Here is a 15,589-nt window from a genome sequence, read left to right on the forward strand (position 1 = left end):
GGCGACCCCGGCCTTCGGGACGAGCGGGAAATCAATCGGCCAACCACACCGCGGTGTCCGGCGGCAGTGACGAACCGATCGGCTCGTCACTGGACAGCAGGACCCGTTGGTGCTCGGGCAGTTCGCACGGTTCGGCGGAGAGGTTCACCACGCAGTGGAAGCCGGGCGTGCGGGAGAAGGAGAGCACCTCTCGCGGCGAATCGTTCCAGGCGAGGTCCCCTTCCCCGAGGGCCGGATGCTCGCGGCGGATACGCAGCGCCTCGCGGTACAGCTCCAGCATCGAGTCGGACCGGCCCTGCTGGTTCTCGACGGTGTAGTCGGACCAGCCTTCCGGCTGCGGTAACCACGGTTCGGCCTCCTCCGAAGGGCTGAATCCGAACGGAGGCCGTCGCCCGGACCAGGGCAGCGGCACCCGGCAACCGTCGCGGCCACGCTCGGTGTGCCCGGTGCGTTCCCAGATCGGGTCCTGCAGGAACCGTTCCGGAATGTCCTCGACCTCGGCCAGTCCGAGTTCCTCACCCTGGTACACATAGGCGCCTCCGGGAAGAGCCAGCATCAGCAGCGCGGCCGCGCGAGCACGTCGGGTTCCCAGGCTCAGGTCGAGCGGCCCCTCGGCGCGGTAGTTCTCCCCCGCTGCCCAGCTGTGCTGCGGCCGTCCGTACCGGCTGACGTGGCGAACCACGTCGTGGTTGGACAGCACCCAGGTGGCCGGAGCGCCCACCCCCCAGAGGCTCGACGTGGTGGAGTCGATGGTCTCGCGCAGGTCGTGGGCGTCCCACCGGCATCGGAGGAACTCGAAGTTGAAGGCGGTGTGCAGCCCGTCCGGTCGCACGTAGTTGGCCAACCGGTGGGGAGTGTCGGCACCCGCTTCGGCGACGAACTTGCGTTCGCCCGGATACTCGTCGGCGATCGCACGCCACCGGCGGTAGATCTCGTGCACCCCGTCGCGGTCCCAGTGCGGATGCTGCCCGTCGGAGTAGCCCCGCGTGTTGTCGCTGGAGATCACGTCGGGCAGCTCGGCGTCCTTGACCAGCCCGTGGGCCACGTCGATCCGGAACCCGTCCACCCCACGGTCGAACCAGAACCGCAGGATGTCCTCGAACTCCGCGTTCACCTCCGGGTGGTCCCAGTTCAGGTCTGGCTGTTCGGGGGCGAACAGGTGCAGGTACCACTCCCCCGGTGTGCCGTCCTGTTCGGTCACCCGCGTCCAGGCCGGCCCGCCGAACCGGGAGATCCAGTTGTTCGGGGGATGCTCACCGTGCTCACCACGGCCGGGGCGGAAGACGTATCGCGCCCGTTCCTCGCTGCCGGGGCCAGCCTTCAGCGCGGCGCGGAACCACTCGTGCTGGTCGGAGGTGTGGTTCGGCACGATGTCCGGAAGAACCCGGATGCCGTGCTCGTGCGCCTGGGTGATCAGCCGCTCGGCGTCGGTGAGCGTGCCGAAGCGCGGGTCGATGTCGCGGAAGTCGGCGACGTCGTACCCGGCGTCGGCCTGTGGTGAGACGTACCAGGGAGTGATCCAGATGGCGTCGACTCCCAGCTCCCGCAGGTAGGGCAGTCGGGAGCGGATCCCCTCGATGTCGCCCATACCGTCGCCGTCCCCGTCGGCGAAACTGCGGATGTAGATCTGGTAGATCACCGCGTCCCGCCACCACGGTGTGGTGTTGAGGTCGGAGGAATTCGGCACTGTGCGCTCCTTCGGTAACTCGGGAAGGCCCTTTGGTGATTCGGGAGGACAGGGTCACGCCGGTCCGGCCGTGACCGGTGGTGTTACTTCAGGCCGCCGGAGGTCAGCCCGGCGATGATCCTTCGCTGGAAGATGAGCACCCCGATGACCAGCGGAATCGTGACGATCACCCCGGCTGCCATCTGGGTGCCGAAGGGTTGGTCATACTGCGTGGCGCCGGTGAATTTCGAGATCGCCACCGTGACCGTCTGCATGTTCTGCTCGTTGACCATGGACAGGGCGATGATGAACTCGTTCCAGGCGAGGATGAAGGTCAGAATCGCCGTGGTGAACATGCCGGGCGCGGCCAGCGGCACGATGATCCTGCGAAACGCCTGGCCCGGCGTGCAGCCGTCGACCATGGCCGCCTGCTCCAGTTCCTGCGGCATCTGCCGGAAGAACATGGTCAGGTTCCACACCGCGAGCGGAAGCGCGAACGACAGGCTGGGCAGGATCATCGCCTGGTAGGTGTTGATCCAGCCGATGTCGGTGAACAGCCGCAGCAACGGGACGATCAACGAGATACCCGGGAACATGCTGGTCGCGATGATCAGCGAGAGCACCAGGTTCTTCCCCCGAAAGGCCAGCCTGGCCAGGGCGTAGGCCGTCGAGGTGCCGATGATCAGCGTGAGGATCGTGGTCGTCGACGCCACGATCAGGCTGTTCAGCAGCGCGCGGCCGAAGCCGGTGCCGGGTTCGAACACGGCCAGGAAGTTCTCCACCGACCAGGTGCGCGGCAGCGGGCTCAGGTCGTACTGGTCGGCGGGCCTGCGGAACGCCGTGACCACCATCCAGTAGAAGGGGGCCAGGCAGTAGAGCACGATACCGGCCACACCCAGTATCGGAAGCCACTTCTTGATCTCGAAGCGGCGGCGCGTGGTTCGACGCGCGTCCCCGGTTGCCGTAGTCATCGCGCACTCCCCTTTCCGCGCCGGAATCGAGCTCCACGGCTCTTGGTCACCTGCGAACGGGCCTCACCGATCACGTCGGCTCCGAGCAGCTTGACGAACACGAACGCGATCAGCGCCACGTAGGCGAACAGCAGGGTGGCGTAGGCGGCAGCAGGGCCGTAGTGCACGTTCGTCGCCTCGGAGAAAGCCAGCATGGACAACGTCTCGACCGAGTCCTTCTGCTGTCCGATCAGGATGAACGGCAGGTCGAACATGCGCAGCGCGTCCAGCATCCGGAACAGCACCGCGACCACCAGGGCGGGCTTCACCAGCGGCAGCGTGATGTGCCAGAACCGCCGCCAGGCGCTCGCGCCGTCCACGGTGGCCGCCTCGTGCACCTCCCGGGAGATGACCTGCAGCCCGGCCAGCACCAGCAGTCCCACGAAGGGGGCCGTCTTCCACACCTCGGCGGTGATCACGGCGATCTTCGAGGCGAAGGCCTGCGAGCTCCACAGCACCTGCTGGTCCAGTATCGCGTTCGCCACGCCGTCCGGCGCGAAGATCCACCGCCACAGCAGTGCGGACACCGCGGTGGGAATCGCCCACGGCACGAGCACGCTCGCCCGCACCAGTCCGCGACCTCGGAACGCCTGGTGCATCACCAGGGCCATGGCCATTCCCAGCACCGTCTCCAGCGCGACGGTTACCACCGTGAAGAAGGTGGTGTTCCAGAAGGCGTTCCAGAATCGTTCGGCCGCCGGGCCGAACAGGATGTCGGCGTAGGTTCCCAGCCCGACGAACTGGCGTCCCTCCACCACGAATCCCTGCGCGTCGAGCCGCTGCCCGGATACGAACAGCGACTGGTACAGCGCGGCGATGATCGGATACATGACCACCACGGCCAGCACCAGCAGCGTCGGCGAAACCAGCGCCGAGGCCAACCTGGCGGTGCCGGTCACGGAGCCGGACCTTCGTCCCTTCCGAGATCCGGTGGGTGTGTGCCCCGGGCTCCCCGAGTCGACTTCCGGGTTCGTCGGGGTATCGGTCGTCATCGACATGAACTCCCCTCTTCCAACGCCCGGCGAGCGGATCGGAATCCGCTCGCCGGGCGGACCGCGAAGGCGTGGATCACTTCTGCTCGATCAGCTTTTCCAGCCTGCGCTGCAGGGCGTTCAATGCCTTGTCGGGTTTCTTGTCACCCGAGATCGCTGCGTAGACCTCGTCCTGGATGGCGAGTGTGACGTCGCCGTAGTTGACCACGCGGGGCCGTGGCTCGGCACTCTGGATGGATTTCTTGAGCGTGTCCAGGTACGGGTACTTCCGCTGCAGTTCCGGATCGTCGTAGAGCGCGCTGCGCGTGGGGGCCAACGATCCCTTGACCAACCGCTGCCGCTGCTGCTTCTTCGAGGTGTAGAACTTGATGAAGTCCAACGCGGTGGCCTTGTTCTCCGCGAAGGACGAGATCGCGAGGTTGTGTCCGCCGAGGCTGGACACGCCCTTTCCGGTGATGCCGGGCAGCGGTGCGACGGCGAACTTGCCCGCGACCTTCGACGAACCGTCGTCGGCGTTGGCCTGCGACCACATGAACGGCCAGTTGCGGCTGAAGACGAGCTCACCGCCGATGAACGCGCGCTTGTTGGGTTGTTCCTTGTAGGCGATCGCCGCGCGGGGGATGATGCCGGAGCGGAATCCCTCGACCATGGTTTCGAGTCCGCGCAGCGCCTCCTGCGAGTCCACGGTGGGCTGCCCCTGGTCGTTGACGATCTGCCCACCCGCACCGTGAACGGCCTCGGCGAAGTTGACCGTCAGTCCTTCGTACTTGGCGTGCTGACCCGCGTAACAGGACATTCCCTCGGCCGCGGGGAGCTTGAGCACCTTGGCGCAGATCTCGCGCATTTGCTTGCGCGTGGTCGGTGGTTGGGCGTCCACCTTGTTCAGCAGGTCCTTGCGGTAGTACAGCAACCCGCCGTCGGAGTAGGCGGGCACCGAGAAGAGCCTGTCCCGGTACCTGGCGGTTTTCATCGCCGACTCCAGGAAGGGCGAGAAGTCGAACTCGTCCTTCGGGAGCTCGACGACCCACCGGTTCGCCGCGAACTCCGCGTTCCACACGTTGTCCAGGTCCAGCACGGTGAACGCGCCGGACTCGGTCTGGGCGTTCTGCACCATCTGCTGCCGCTGCTGGTCGCCGTCGGCGGGCAGCTCGATCAGCCGGACACGCTGGTCGGGGTGGGACCCGTTCCACGTCTCGACCGCCTGGGTGACGGCGCCGGTCACGTCCTTGCCGGTGGCGAAGGTGATGGGGCCTCGACCGCTGATCTCGCTCGACGTCGACGAATCACCACCGCCACCGCCACAACCGGCGACCACGAAAGCCGCCACCATCATCACGGATACGGGTCTCCAACGTAATGTCTTCATGCTTATCCCCTCGATTCGAGCCGATCAAAAAACGCGCGACGGATCACACGTCGCTCGTTCGATTCAGAAAAAATGTGGAGTGGTGACTTCTCAGCCGAACGACCGAATTGATTCCGGAAATTCGATCGACGTCGGCCGCACGACGACCAGCCGGAAGATCTCCGCTCTCGGCAACTTTCCCGGCGCCCTACGACGCTTCCACGACTTCTCACATGGAATCGTCGCCGGTGGTCGACGAACGCACCACCAACTCAGTGGGCAGCACCACGTCACGGGTTTCGGTACTGCCCTGTTCGAGCTGCTCCAGCAGCAGTTTCGCCGCCGTTCCTCCTTCCTGGCGTACCGGCTGCACCACGGTGGACAGCCCGGAGCACTCGGACATCTCGTGCCCGTCGAATCCCACGATCGCTATCTCTCCGGGCACGTGGATTTTGTGGTTGCGCAACGCGTGCATCGCCCCGAAAGCCATCTCGTCCGACATGGCGAAAACGGCTGTGGGGCGCAGCTCGTCGGCGAGTATTCGGTTCATGGCTCGCCTTCCTCCCGAGACGGAGAAATCACCGGTGCCCAACCAACTCTCCCGGACCGGGATCTCGTGTTCCGCCATCGCGTCCCGGAAAGCGGTACAACGCTCGTGCGGGGCGGGCAGATTCAACGCATCGGGAGCACCACCGTGGATCATCGCGATGTCGGTGTGCCCCTGATTGAGCAGATGCCGCACGGCGAGCATGCCCCCACCGTGATCGTCGATCCACACCGAGTTGAAACCGTCCATCCTGCCGCCCACGAACCCCAGCGGCACGTCCAGCTCGCGCAACCGATCGGACTCCTCGGTGGACAGCGAAAGGGTCAGCACGAGCACGGCGTCCACACTGCGCCGCAGTGGGAGCTCCCGGAAGAAGCGCTCGCGCCCCTCCTCGTCGCCCACCACGTAGAGCATCAGGTCGTAGCCGGCCGAGCGCAGCACTTCCTCCGCACCCGCCAGCACCTGCCCGAAGAACCACCGCGAGACGAAGGGCACCAGCACCCCGACCCGCCGGGTCCTACCGGTGGCCAGGCCGGAGGCCGACCTTGAGATGGAGTAGTTCATCTCTTCCGCCACGGTGCGCACGCGCTGCCGGGTTCGTTCGGACACCCCCGGCTGTTGCCGCAACGCACGCGAGACCGTCGCCGTGGAGACACCAGCCGCACGAGCGACCTCCTCGATCGTGGCCATTGTGCTCCCTGTCACGTTGCTGCCTCGGTTGATCCGGAAGACTAAATGTGACCCACAACGCAACACAAGCGTTTACGTCAATCAATCGAACTTTTTTTGCCAATAAGCCGCTGAACTGTGGTTATGCGAATGCAAGCGCTTGCGTTCAGTGGGTACACAAGGGCCGCGAACCACGTGAACGGGTAACGAAGTGGTACCGACGGTGGTTAGATACCGTCAATTGGCCGAACGGATGAGATTCAGAGCCGGTGGTCGTCGTCCAAAGCACGCGCCGCCTGCAGCGCGGACTCGTCGAGGCTCACCCGGTCAAGGCCGAAGCGGTCCTCGTAGGCATCGAGAAGCCCGGATTCGAAAGTCTCGAGGTCGGCCTCGGGGGCCTCCGCCCGAATCGAGCCGACCGAATCACCGTCGAAGTCGAGCCCCAGTGCTCGATACACCTCGGTGAGCAGCGGGCGCAGCACCTCGTCCCCGTCGAAGACGGCCACCGCGCTGAACAGCCAGGCACGCCGCAGGATCCGTTGTGCGGTGCCGACGAGCTTGACCCGTCCGCGCGCGTTCACGCTGTGGGCCCCCGGGCAGTACTCGCCCGGAACGGCACCGACCCGGGCGTCCACGCCGTACTCGGCCAGCAGCCCGGCCCACAGCCGGGCGTAGCCGTCGAAGCGCTCCTCCATCCCGCTCAACGAGTCCGCCTCGGCCGCGATGTGATCGACCACCAGCGAATCCTCGGTGTAGGCAACCGCGCGGCCACCGGGCGCACGCACCACCGGAGTGAAACCGGCGTCCCGAACCAGCGCGACCGCCTCGGGAAAGCCGGGACGCAACGTGTCGCGTCGCCCGAACGCCACGGTTGGGGTGGTGGGCCGGTACACCCGCAACGCCGAGCCCGCCGCACCGTCGCTGGCCCGCCGGACGAGGGCGTGCGCCAGCGCGACCTCGAAGGATTGGCTCGTGTCCGCACCCAGCGCCCCGTGATACAGCTCCACGCGGCAAGCCTACGCAACGGGAGAAGCGGGGGCGGACACGGCGCGAGGAACACGACTCGGGGCGGCGACCGTGTTCCGACCATCCGGCCGAGGCCTCGCAGGGGCACCTCGGCGAGGCAGTCGGAGAGTGCCACCCGACCGGTCCGACGCCGTTTCCCGCTGTGCTCCAGGCGGTCGCACCGAGCACCACGAATGTCACTTTTCGTATTCACCTGTCGGGTCATCCAGGGCGTTATTTTCCAACCATCCGTCATTCGAGTGAAATATGTGCGCTTCGCTTCAACACGCCAAGTGACTGATCCAGACTTTTACCGACGAACGGAGGAAGTCATGACACCAAAGTTCCGGCGTCGTCCGGACGGCACGATATATCCCTTGGAAGGCGGAGGCGGCGGCAAGGGGAAGGCGACAATTGTGGCAGGCGGCCTGGCGCTGACCGTGTGGGCGACCGGAGGCGGCGGCACCGGCGGCGTGACTCTCGGCGGTTCGGGAACGAGCACGGCCAGCATGTCCACAGCGGACACTGCCGTGGTGCGCACCATCGGGAAGAACCTCTCGAAAGCACGCCGGGACGTGACGCGAGGGAATCGAAAACGCGCCTGGAAGCGGCTCGGAATGCGTCAGGGAAACCGCGTCACCGGAAACGCCGTGGAATGTGTGACGAGTACCTACGGGCAGGTACGGGAATTCTTCGTCCGGACCCCGTGCCGAGATCTGCGACGGTTTCAGTTTCCCGTGAACTACGAGAACGGGACGATCTCGGTGCTCGTATCACGCGTCCGGATGCGTTCCAGTGCCGCAGCGCGGGATTTCCGCTCCCTGATCGACGAACACGGAACCGGAGACATCCGTCCCGTCCTGCCCACGGTGCGCTTCAGCGGATACCACTACGATTCGGCCCATCGCCGCAGTACCGTGTTCGCGGCCGAGACCGAGTCCCGCACCGGCAACGTGCCGAAGCAGGTCCTCGACTCGACCGCGAAAGCCGCCATCGCCCTGGCCAGGAGCGCCGGATGAGCCGCATCAGCCGCAACCACATCTTCCATGACCGAGGGGGCGGCACCCCGCTTATGAGCAGGAATCCTGTCTCAGGAGGCGAGCACCCCGGCAGGACATACCTTCGGGCCGGCGGAGAGACACCCGGTACAGCTCCTCACGGGAGGGGTGCGCCGTTGTTCCCACTCGATAATTGCCCGTTGTGCTCCAGTACACCGGTGTAGACGGTGTTGCTGGACTCCCCGCCGGTGTAGGGGTTGTCGAACGTGACGACGTGCGCCCGAACGGTGTCGAAGACCGCCGAGAGGGCCGCGGTGAACTCCTCGTGCGGCGGATCGTCCGACCACAGGGCGAAGACCCCTCCCGGTTCGAGATGCGCCGCGAGTCGGCGCAGCCCTTCGGGCTCGTAGAACCAGGCGTGGCTCGGATCCAGCACGTGCGTCGGCGAGTGATCGATGTCGAGCAGCACGGCGTGGAACCGCCGACGCGGTGCCTCGACGTCGAAACCGGTTCCGGCACCGACCATCGCGAAGAAGTCACCGTGCACCAGACGGGTCCGTGGCTCCGAGGTCAGTTCCGCCCCCAGCGGTAGCAGGCCGCGCCGGTGCCACTCGATGACCTCGCCCAGGGATTCCACCACGTGCAGCGAGCGCACCCGTGGTTCGTCCAGGGCGGCGCGGGCGGTGTAGCCGAGCCCGAGACCACCCACCACCACGTCGAGCTCACCTGCGGGCGAAGCGGCCAGTCCGAGCCGCGCGAGTTCGATCTCCGCCACGGTGAACAGGCTGGACATGAGGAACTCCTCGTCCAGCTTGATCTCGTGCACGTCCCGTTCCAGGGAGCGGTCCCAACGACGGCGCAGGCTGATCGTTCCGATCGACGTCTCACGCCAATCGAGTTCCTCGAAACGGGCACTCACCAGTGGCATCCCTTCCGTGTGACGATTCCGGGTTACCGACCGATGAGGTGGGACGGGCACCGCGTGATGTCGGGTACGCGAGACAGGTACCGCGAAGATCTCGACAGCAGCATACGCACACGTCCCCGTCCCCGACCGCCCGGTTCCTCATGGGCGGCGCCGTGCATCCGCCCCACCACGCGGACCGGGTACGGGGGTCGAGCGATTCCGGGGTGCCTCGATGCGTACGTCCCGAGGCACCCCGGCAGGCCCGTCACTCGTGGGTGGCCCCGGTGTGCCGGTCGTCCCCCTCACTGTCCCAGTCCTCGAGAACCCGCACGATCCGTTCGGTGGCTTCCCGCATGTGGGTGCGCACGACCTCGCGTGCGCGATCGGCGTCGCCCGCCTCGATCGCGTCCACGATCGGCAGGTGTCGCTGCCAGTCGATGTTGCGCAGCGCCAGATCCTGGCCCGACCGGCTGATGGTGGCTCTGGTGAGCCCGGAGATGTGCTGCCAGGAGTTGACCAGCGTCTCGTTGCCCGTCAACTCGCACAGTTGCCGGTGGAAACCGAGATCGGCCTCGATCAGCTCAGCGAGGTCCTGCCCGGTGTCACGCAGCCGATTCAGGGACTCGCGCAGCGTCCGCACCACTTCACCGCGTTCGGTCATCTCGCAGAGGGTTTCCACCGCCAGCGTCTCCAGCGAGCGCCGGACGGCGAAGATGTCGCGCACCTCCGAGGTGGTCAGCGCACGGACCAGGAGCCGTCCTCGGTCGCCCGTGACCACCAGGCCCTCCTGGACGAGGTGACGCAGGGCTTCGCGAAGCGTTCCGCGCGATACCGACAGCGCCTCGCTGAGCTCGGTCTCCACGAGTCGCGTGCCGGGGGCGAGCTGGCCGCTGCTGATCGCCTCGCGCAATTTGTGCAGGCTCTGCTCACGCAGGGTGTTGCGATCAACACCGCCGAGAGCCGGGACATCCAGGGGCAACGGGAGCCTTTCGTCGGGAAACGTGCTCGGTCCCCACCAGTTTAATCGATTCGCAGTCGCCCGCTGCCGGTTGACTGTTGACAGTCAACAGGCGACAAGTTTCACTGTGTCCCACCTAACGCGTTCCACCGAACGTGTGAAGCACGGGTTTCTTGGGAGTTTCGGATGAGTGAACTGGGCTGCTCGACGATCTCGTTTCGTCACCGCTCGCTGCCCGAGGCGTTGGCGGCGATCTCGCGGCTCGGAATCACGGGCATCGACCTCGGCGGACTGCCCGAGGTCTGCGAGCACTACCCCACCGACCGGGGAGGCGACATCGCGGAGCTCGTAGCCACGATCCGGGACTTCCGAATCGACGTGTGGGCGCTCAACGTGGATCCGGGACCGCTGAACGACCCCCAGCTGGACCGGGAAACCCTGGCATCCCGCGGGGCCGAACTTGCCGCGCACGCCGCTCGGCTGGGGGCGGATCTCATCGTCCCCTGCGGCGCCCCCTCCCGAATCCCGTTCGTCGACGAGACATCCGATCTGGCTCGGACGGCGGGCGGGCTGCGCCTGTTGAGCTCGGTGACCTCCGAACACGGGGTCCGCCTGCTGGTGGAGGCGCCACACCACCACCGGTTCTGCCACAGCGCCGACCGGGTTCGCGCCCTGCTCGGACTGGCCCCGGCCGAGGTCGCCGGGCTGGTCTACGACGTCAGCCACGTCGTGGCGGGCGGCATCGACGAAACGGAGTTCGCCGCGGAGTTCGCCGACCGCATCGAACACGTCCACCTGCGCGACGCCGTGCCAGGCGACATCAACCGCAGCATCGGCCGCGGCAACGCCGACTTCACCGGTGTCATCGGCACGCTTCACGAGCACGGCTACGCGGGGCGCTACGTCCTCGAACTCGAGACCCACGACGTGGCCGAGACCAACAGGGAAACGGTCGCGGGCGAATCCCGGGACACGCTCTCGGCCCTGCTGCGGGCATGAACGCGAACGACGACACGAAAGGAACCCGACAATGGGCCATTCCGCCACCGCCACGGCAGTGATCACCGGCGCCGGATCGGAACGCGGCATAGGAAGGCGCACCGCCCACCGGCTGGCCGAGGCGGGATTCGCGATCGCGGTGCTCGACCTCGACGAGGCCGCCGCGAAGACCACCGCCGACATCGTGGCTCGGGAGCACGGGGTTCCCACCCTCGGAGTGACCGCCGACGTCACCGACGCCGACTCCGTCGACCGAGCGGTCGAGACAGTCGAGACGTCCGAGCTGCCCACCACCACCGCACTGGTGAACAACGCGGGAATCACGCGGCCGACACCGTTCCTCGACATCGAGCGAGCCGAGTGGGACGCGGTGTTCGAGGTCAACGTCACCGGCACGTACCTGGTCACCCGCCGCGTGCTGCCCGGACTGATCGAGCGGGGCTACGGGCGCATCGTCAACCTCTCCTCCGTCAGCGGTGAACGCGGCGGCGGCGTGTTCGGCGGGACGCACTACTCGGCCGCCAAGGCCGCCGTCCTCGGGCTCACCCGCGCCCTGGCCCGCGAGGTCGGCGAGCACGGCATCGTCGTCAACTCGGTGGCACCGGGTCTGATCGACACCGACATCACCGGCGGCCTGCTCAGCGGCGAACGCAAGCAGCAACTCGTCTCCGGCATCCCGGTCGGTCGCAACGGCGACACCGACGACGTGGCCGGAATGATCACGTTCCTGGCCGGTCCCGACGTCGGATACATCACCGGGGCCACTTTCGACGTGAACGGTGGTTCGCACATCCACTGACGGCCGATATGCCGTCACACCGACGATTCCGTCGGTTTCACGCACACTCACCGGGTGTGGAAAACACTTTGAATTCGCCTCGACGATGAGGCCTACGGAAAGACATCCCGCATGTCCGATACGCTCATCCTGCTGCACACCGCGTTGGCGGTCCTCGGCATCGTAGTGCTGGTCGTGCTGGCACGAATCAATCCGGTCATCATCCTCGTGCTGGGAGCACTGTATCTCGGCCTGGCCACCGGACTCGGTTTCGAGAGCACCACGACCGCGGTCGCCCAGGGATTCGGCGACCTCATGGCGGAAGTGGGGCTGATCATCGGTTTCGGTGTGCTGCTCGGCTCGTTGTTGTCGACCACCGGAACACTGCAACGAATAGTGGAACTGTTCCTACGGGTGTGCGGCCGCGAGAAATCGCCCTACGCTCTCGGCCTGGCATCCGGAATCATCTTCCCCGCGATCTATTTCGACGTCGCCCTGGTCATGCTGGCCCCGATCGCCAGATCCGTGGCAGCACGGACCGGAGTCGGCATCGCCGCGCTCGGCGGATCACTGGCGATCGGCCTGGAAGTGGGGCTGTTGATGGTGCTGCCCGGGGCAGCTGCCCTGGCAAGCGCCGGTGCTCTCGGCGTACCCCTCGGAACGATGCTGCTGTTCGGCATCCCGGTGGGAATCGTGTGCATCCTCGGCGGAATCTTCCTGCACAGCGCGCTGATGCGCCGCACATGGCAACCCGCCAAGGACGAAACCACGCTCAACGGCGGCGTGGACGGCATGACGGTGGCCGAAGCCGAGGAACCCCGCCGCAGGCTTCCGCTCGCGGTGATGCTGCTGCCGATCCTCGTTCCGCTCGCACTGATCGTCTCCGGCACGTTCGCGGAAATGGCGGGTACCAGCGGCGGCCCGATCGGATTCCTCTCCCATCCGATCGTGGCGCTGCTGATCGGACTGCTGCTCGCCTGCGGCATCACGGTCTACATGCTCTCCCGCGACGCCCTGGAGAAGTCGCTGAGCAAGGGCGCCGCCACCAGCGGAACCATTCTGCTGTTCACCGGTGTGGCCGGATCCCTGGGAGAGGTGATCAGCCGAACCGGTATCGGCGACATCATCTCCGGGCTGTTCGAAACCAGCCCGCTCTCCCCGCTGATCCTCGCCTGGGTCGTCGCGGCGCTGCTGCGGCTGGCGCAGGGCTCCGGCTCGGTCGCCGCGATCACGGCGGCGACGCTGCTCGCGCCGGTGGTCGGCGGGCTGGACACCTCCGCCGTGCTGGTCCTGCTCGCGGCGGCAGCGGGGGCGAGCTTCGGCGGCCACGTCAGCGACAACACGTTCTGGATGTTCCGCACCCTGCTGGGGCTGTCCACCCGCGGCGCCTTCCAGGTCTACACCCTCTCCCAGTCGATCATGTCGGTCGTGGGACTGGGCGTGGTGCTGGGACTGAGCGTGTTCGTCTGACCCCGATCCTCCATCCCGAAACCCCTGTGAGCGGTTATGACTCTGCTTTACAACGATCCGGCGCGGTTCACCGAGGACGCGCTGCGCGGATTCTGCGAGCTGCACGCGAACCGCGTCCGAGCCGTGCCCGGCGGGGTGGTGCGCAGCACACCGACCCCCGACGCCAAGGTCGCCGTGGTCATCGGCGGCGGTTCCGGACACTACCCCGCCTTCAGCGGTCTGGTGGGGCCCGGCTTCGCCGACGGTGCCGTGGTGGGCAACATCTTCACCGCACCTTCCGCGCAGCAGGTTCACGCCGTGGCCGAGGCAGCGCACTCCGGTGGGGGCGTGCTGCTCGGCTACGGCAACTACGCGGGCGATGTCATGAACTTCGGTGCCGCACAGGACCGGTTGCGGACCGAAGGGATCGACTGCCGGACCATCGTGGTCACCGACGACCTCGCCTCGAACGAGGACGCGAACCAGCGACGCGGTATCGCCGGCGACTTCGCGGTGTTCAAGATCGCCTCGGCGGCGGCCGAGGAAGGCATGTCGCTGCGCGAGGTCGAGCACCTCGCCCGGCGGGCCAACGCGCGAACCCGCTCGCTCGGGGTCGCCTTCGACGGATGCACCCTGCCCGGCCAGCACGAACCGTTGTTCACCGTGCCCGAGGGGCGGATGGCCCTGGGTCTGGGCATCCACGGCGAACCCGGAATCTCCGAGGTGGACATGCCCGCCGCGGACGAGGTCGCCGACACCCTGGTCGACGGGGTACTCACCGAGGCGGGTGACGGTGACTCGTCCCGGGTCGCGGTGATCCTGAACGGGCTGGGCGCCACGAAGCACGAGGAGATGTTCGTGCTCTGGTCGCGGATCGCCGCAAAGCTCCGCGCGGCCGGGCTCACCCTCGTCGCCCCGGAGGTCGGGGAGCTCGTGACCAGCCTGGACATGAGCGGGGTGTCGCTGACGCTGGTGCGGCTCGACGAGGAACTCGAACGGCTGTGGCGCGCTCCGGCCGACACACCCGCCTACCGCAAGATCGGCGGTGACGAGGCCACCCCGGCGCGAACCCCGACAACCGAGGCCGGTGGGGCGGCAACCGGCGAGACGTATCCCGAGGCCGACCACGAATCACGGGAGTGCGCCGCCACGATCGCGGCGGTGTTCCACGAGATACGCCGGACCGTGGAGGACCACGCCGAGGAACTCGGCCGGATAGACGCGATCGCCGCCGACGGTGACCACGGCAGGGGAATGCTGAAGGGCACCACGGCGGCGGCGCGGGCGGCCGAGCTGGCCCACGAGGCGGGGGCCGGAGCGCACTCGCTGCTGCTGCGGGCCGCCGAAGCGTGGGAGGCCGAGGCGGGCGGCACCTCGGGGGCGTTGTGGGGCGCGGGCCTTCGCTCGTTGGCCGCGGCGTTGAGCGACCGAGGGCGTCCCGACCAGGCCGACCTCGCCGGTGGAGTCGAGAGCTTCTCCGCCTCGATCGAACGGCTCGGCGGCGCCGAGGTCGGCGACAAGACGATGCTCGACGCACTCGCCCCGTTCACCGACACCTTCGGCCGCACACACAGCTGGCGCGAGGCGGCGGCGGCCGCCCGAACGGGGGCGGAAGGAACCGCCGAGCTGGCGGCCCGCACCGGACGTGCCAAACACCTGGCCGAACGCGGCCTGGGCACACCGGACGCCGGAGCGGTGTCCTTCGCCCTGATCGCCGAAACCGTGGCCGAGGTCCTGCGACCCCGGAACGAACACCCGCAGCGGGAGAACACCCATGAATGATCCGAAACGGTGGCGCGTCGTCGTCGGCTCCGACGACGCGGGAATGACGTACAAGAACACGTTCAAAACCGACTTCGAGGCGGATCCACGCGTGGAATCGGTGACCGACGTCGGCGTGAACGACGACGAGACCACCGCCTACCCGCGAATCGCCACGACCGCCGCGGAGATGGTCCACCGCGGTGAGGCCGACCGCGCGCTGCTGGTGTGCGGCACCGGGCTGGGCGTGGCGATCAGCGCCAACAAGGTGCCGGGGATACGCGCCGTGACCGCCCACGACAGTTTCTCGGTGGAGCGCTCGGTGCTCAGCAACGACGCCCAGGTGCTCACGTTCGGGCAACGCGTGATCGGCCTGGAACTGGCGCGGCGGTTGGCTTCCGAATGGCTGGACTACCGATTCGATCCGAATTCGAACTCGTCGGCGAAAGTCCGCATGATCTCGACCTACGAGGACTCCGCCCGGTGAACGGACACTCCGGCGATC

Annotated in this window: 14 protein-coding genes; 6 read left to right on the forward strand and 8 right to left on the reverse strand. The window is 67.1% G+C overall.

Going from position 1 to position 15,589, the window contains the following annotated elements:
- Positions 1 to 31: 31 nt before the first annotated feature.
- From BLR41_RS19880 to BLR41_RS19905, 6 genes are all read right to left on the reverse strand, one after another.
- Positions 32 to 1,687 (reverse strand): glycoside hydrolase family 13 protein, encoded by a 1,656-nt coding sequence (locus BLR41_RS19880; RefSeq protein ID WP_218120272.1) that lies wholly within the window; start codon positions 1,685 to 1,687, stop codon positions 32 to 34.
- Positions 1,688 to 1,770: 83 nt separating this feature from the next.
- Positions 1,771 to 2,637 carry a carbohydrate ABC transporter permease gene (locus tag BLR41_RS19885; protein WP_092631416.1) on the reverse strand — a complete coding sequence of 289 codons (867 nt, stop codon included), beginning with the start codon at positions 2,635 to 2,637 and terminating at the stop codon, positions 1,771 to 1,773.
- The gene (locus BLR41_RS19890) at positions 2,634 to 3,674 is read right to left on the reverse strand and encodes a carbohydrate ABC transporter permease (RefSeq protein WP_092631419.1); all 1,041 of its coding nucleotides are present in this window, start codon (positions 3,672 to 3,674) and stop codon (positions 2,634 to 2,636) included. The genes BLR41_RS19885 and BLR41_RS19890 overlap by 4 nt, the downstream gene beginning before the upstream one ends.
- Before the next feature lie 70 nt (positions 3,675 to 3,744).
- Positions 3,745 to 5,034 (reverse strand): ABC transporter substrate-binding protein, encoded by a 1,290-nt coding sequence (locus tag BLR41_RS19895; protein ID WP_092631422.1) that lies wholly within the window; start codon positions 5,032 to 5,034, stop codon positions 3,745 to 3,747.
- Positions 5,035 to 5,242: 208 nt separating this feature from the next.
- Positions 5,243 to 6,250, reverse strand: a complete 1,008-nt coding sequence (locus BLR41_RS19900) for a LacI family DNA-binding transcriptional regulator (protein ID WP_092631425.1) — start codon at positions 6,248 to 6,250, stop codon at positions 5,243 to 5,245.
- A 239-nt stretch (positions 6,251 to 6,489) separates the two neighbouring features.
- Positions 6,490 to 7,236, reverse strand: coding sequence for a lipoate--protein ligase family protein (locus BLR41_RS19905; RefSeq protein ID WP_092631428.1), 747 nt, complete (start codon positions 7,234 to 7,236; stop codon positions 6,490 to 6,492).
- A 330-nt stretch (positions 7,237 to 7,566) separates the two neighbouring features.
- Here BLR41_RS19905 and BLR41_RS19910 point away from each other — a divergent pair, with 330 nt between their 5' ends.
- Positions 7,567 to 8,253: a hypothetical protein gene (locus BLR41_RS19910; protein WP_218120274.1), complete on the forward strand. Its 687-nt coding sequence runs from the start codon at positions 7,567 to 7,569 to the stop codon at positions 8,251 to 8,253.
- Positions 8,254 to 8,389: 136 nt separating this feature from the next.
- Here the strand turns inward: BLR41_RS19910 and BLR41_RS19915 are convergent, their stop codons facing one another.
- Both BLR41_RS19915 and BLR41_RS19920 read right to left on the reverse strand, forming a co-directional pair.
- Positions 8,390 to 9,151 carry a polyamine aminopropyltransferase gene (locus tag BLR41_RS19915; RefSeq protein ID WP_092631589.1) on the reverse strand — a complete coding sequence of 254 codons (762 nt, stop codon included), beginning with the start codon at positions 9,149 to 9,151 and terminating at the stop codon, positions 8,390 to 8,392.
- Between the two features lie 253 nt (positions 9,152 to 9,404).
- Entirely contained in the window at positions 9,405 to 10,118 is a 714-nt protein-coding gene (locus BLR41_RS19920; RefSeq protein ID WP_092631433.1) for a GntR family transcriptional regulator, read from the reverse strand.
- A 165-nt stretch (positions 10,119 to 10,283) separates the two neighbouring features.
- Between BLR41_RS19920 and BLR41_RS19925 the strand changes: the two genes are divergently transcribed.
- The 5 genes from BLR41_RS19925 to BLR41_RS19945 all read left to right on the forward strand — a co-directional run bounded on the left by BLR41_RS19925 (position 10,284) and on the right by BLR41_RS19945 (position 15,571).
- Complete coding sequence (locus BLR41_RS19925; RefSeq protein WP_092631436.1) at positions 10,284 to 11,096, forward strand: sugar phosphate isomerase/epimerase family protein; 813 nt, start codon at positions 10,284 to 10,286, stop codon at positions 11,094 to 11,096.
- Positions 11,097 to 11,127: 31 nt separating this feature from the next.
- Complete coding sequence (locus BLR41_RS19930) at positions 11,128 to 11,895, forward strand: SDR family NAD(P)-dependent oxidoreductase (RefSeq protein ID WP_092631439.1); 768 nt, start codon at positions 11,128 to 11,130, stop codon at positions 11,893 to 11,895.
- Positions 11,896 to 12,006: 111 nt separating this feature from the next.
- Positions 12,007 to 13,344, forward strand: coding sequence for a GntP family permease (locus tag BLR41_RS19935; RefSeq protein ID WP_092631442.1), 1,338 nt, complete (start codon positions 12,007 to 12,009; stop codon positions 13,342 to 13,344).
- A gap of 36 nt (positions 13,345 to 13,380) precedes the next feature.
- Positions 13,381 to 15,105, forward strand: coding sequence for a dihydroxyacetone kinase family protein (locus BLR41_RS19940; protein ID WP_092631445.1), 1,725 nt, complete (start codon positions 13,381 to 13,383; stop codon positions 15,103 to 15,105).
- Entirely contained in the window at positions 15,098 to 15,571 is a 474-nt protein-coding gene (locus BLR41_RS19945; RefSeq protein WP_092631448.1) for a ribose-5-phosphate isomerase, read from the forward strand. Before BLR41_RS19940 ends, BLR41_RS19945 begins: the two co-directional genes overlap by 8 nt.
- The last annotated feature ends 18 nt before the right edge of the window (positions 15,572 to 15,589 follow it).

This window comes from Actinopolyspora mzabensis, from assembly GCF_900101095.1.
GTDB lineage: Bacteria > Actinomycetota > Actinomycetes > Mycobacteriales > Pseudonocardiaceae > Actinopolyspora > Actinopolyspora mzabensis.

What these genes read in the sequence shown, in the direction of transcription:
- BLR41_RS19940 (WP_092631445.1), top strand. Translation starts at nt 13,381, where the DNA reads ATGACTCTGCTTTACAACGATCCGGCGCGGTTCACCGAGGACGCGCTG.
- BLR41_RS19945 (WP_092631448.1), top strand. Translation starts at nt 15,098, where the DNA reads ATGAATGATCCGAAACGGTGGCGCGTCGTCGTCGGCTCCGACGACGCG.
- BLR41_RS19890 (WP_092631419.1), bottom strand. Translation starts at nt 3,674, where the DNA reads ATGTCGATGACGACCGATACCCCGACGAACCCGGAAGTCGACTCGGGG.
- BLR41_RS19910 (WP_218120274.1), top strand. Translation starts at nt 7,567, where the DNA reads ATGACACCAAAGTTCCGGCGTCGTCCGGACGGCACGATATATCCCTTG.
- BLR41_RS19900 (WP_092631425.1), bottom strand. Translation starts at nt 6,250, where the DNA reads ATGGCCACGATCGAGGAGGTCGCTCGTGCGGCTGGTGTCTCCACGGCG.
- BLR41_RS19930 (WP_092631439.1), top strand. Translation starts at nt 11,128, where the DNA reads ATGGGCCATTCCGCCACCGCCACGGCAGTGATCACCGGCGCCGGATCG.
- BLR41_RS19885 (WP_092631416.1), bottom strand. Translation starts at nt 2,637, where the DNA reads ATGACTACGGCAACCGGGGACGCGCGTCGAACCACGCGCCGCCGCTTC.
- BLR41_RS19895 (WP_092631422.1), bottom strand. Translation starts at nt 5,034, where the DNA reads ATGAAGACATTACGTTGGAGACCCGTATCCGTGATGATGGTGGCGGCT.
- BLR41_RS19935 (WP_092631442.1), top strand. Translation starts at nt 12,007, where the DNA reads ATGTCCGATACGCTCATCCTGCTGCACACCGCGTTGGCGGTCCTCGGC.
- BLR41_RS19925 (WP_092631436.1), top strand. Translation starts at nt 10,284, where the DNA reads ATGAGTGAACTGGGCTGCTCGACGATCTCGTTTCGTCACCGCTCGCTG.